Annotated in this window: 1 protein-coding gene; it reads left to right on the plus strand. The window is 44.3% G+C overall.

The window, feature by feature from the left end; translation table 11 throughout:
* Positions 1-139 precede the first annotated feature (139 nt).
* Positions 140-1,744 carry an isocitrate lyase gene (locus L1D50_RS22865; protein ID WP_239966921.1) on the plus strand — a complete coding sequence of 535 codons (1,605 nt, stop codon included), beginning with the start codon at positions 140-142 and terminating at the stop codon, positions 1,742-1,744.
* Positions 1,745-2,053: the final 309 nt, after the last annotated feature.

Raw genomic sequence — 2,053 nt, forward strand, 5'->3', positions numbered from 1 at the left:
CTATAAATTTAAAAAATCTAATTTATCGGCCTAGTGTTTAATTAAGCCCGCAGCCAACCACTCTCACACCGGTTGGTTTCGTGTAACAAACAACCAGAATTTAATTTGATTTATAGTACCCGTTCAAAGGAAGCTAATTATGTCTCAGTATCAAACTCAGTTAGATCATTTCTCTAGTCTATGCCAAAGCCAAGGAAAAACTTGGCAGTCTATCAGTCCTGAGTATGCCAGCCGTATGCACCTACAAAACCGTTTTAAAACCGGTTTGGACATTGCAAAATACACGGCAAAAGTGATGCGTGAAGACATGGCAGCGTACGACGCAGATAGCAGCCAATACACGCAATCGCTTGGTTGTTGGCACGGTTTTACCGCGCAACAAATGATGATGGCCGTAAAACGCCACAATAAAACCACAAAGCGCTCTTATGTATACCTAAGTGGCTGGATGGTTGCAGCGCTGCGCTCAGAGTTTGGTCCATTACCTGACCAAAGTATGCATGAAAAAACAGCGGTTCCAGCTTTGATTGAAGAGATCTACACCTTCCTTAAGCAAGCCGATGCACGAGAGCTAGATCATCTCTACAAAGATCTTGATGCAGCAAGAGCAAAAGGCCAAGACACAACCGAGATCCTTAGCAAAATCGATAATTTCGAAACCCATGTAGTGCCTATCATTGCAGATATTGATGCCGGTTTTGGTAATGAAGAGGCGACCTATCTTTTAGCTAAACAAATGATTGAAGCGGGCGCTTGTGCTATTCAAATCGAAAACCAGGTATCGGATGCAAAACAGTGTGGCCACCAAGCAGGTAAAGTAACGGTTCCCCATGAGGACTTTTTAGCTAAAATTAACGCTGTGCGATACGCTTTCCTTGAGCTTGGTGTTGAAGATGGCGTGATCGTTGCTCGTACCGACTCATTGGGTGCTAGCTTGACGCAAAAGGTACCAGTATCAAAAGCACCTGGTGACCTTGCGAGTCAATACACCAGCTACTTAGACACCACGCCTGTGACCTCAGCCGCTGATTTACAAGAAGGTGAAATGGCAATTAAGCTGGATGGCGAATTACAGAAACCAGTTCGCTTGGATAACGGCCTCTATCAATTCAGAGCAGGCACAGAAAAAGACCGTGTGGTACTAGACTGTGTAACTAGCTTACAGTCAGGCGCAGATCTATTGTGGATTGAAACCGAAAAGCCAAATATCGAGCAAATTGCCGAGCTGGTTAACCGAGTTCGCGAGCAAGTGCCTAACGCTAAGCTTGTGTACAACAACTCACCATCGTTCAACTGGACATTAAAATTCCGTGAACAGGTATACCAACAATGGCAGGAGCAAGGTAAAGACTTATCGGCATACCCAAATCCAAGCGCGGATGCAAAAGTATTGATGGCGCCGGAGTTAGACGCAACCGAATTGGCAACAGAAGCCGATCTACTGGTGCAAAACTTCCAGCGTGACTCGGCAAGAGAAGCGGGTATTTTCCACCACCTAATTACACTGCCAACTTATCATACAGCAGCGCTCAGCACCGATATTCTGGCTGAAGGCTATTTTGGTGACGCGGGTATGCTTGCCTATGTACGCGATGTGCAACGACAAGAAATCCGTCGCGAGCAAGCATCAGTTAAACACCAAGACTTGGCTGGATCTAATATCGGTGACACCCACAAAGAGTATTTCTCTGGTGAGAATGCTCTCAAAGCAGGCGGTGAAGCCAACACCATGAACCAGTTCTAAACACTCTAGCTAAATATCGACTTATATAGTTCCTTAATCAGCAAGGGCCGTCAGGCCCTTTTATCTATTGTGGATCAGATTTTTACTAGCCACTGATAACTGAGATCACGTATTTACCAACATCAGCTATTCAGATCATGTTTTTACTAACCTAGACCTATTTGAGATCAGAATTTTATTAACTCAACACCTAACGATCCCGATCTTTACAGTAAAGATCTAAGATCCCGACAAAAAAGAGCGCATTTGTGACTTTTTTCACTGTCACAAACCAAAATTTTACTAACTAAACCAGCGACAGGTCACATT

The sequence above is a fragment of the Pseudoalteromonas sp. Isolate6 genome, assembly GCF_022398435.1.
Taxonomy (GTDB): Bacteria; Pseudomonadota; Gammaproteobacteria; order Enterobacterales; family Alteromonadaceae; genus Pseudoalteromonas; species Pseudoalteromonas galatheae.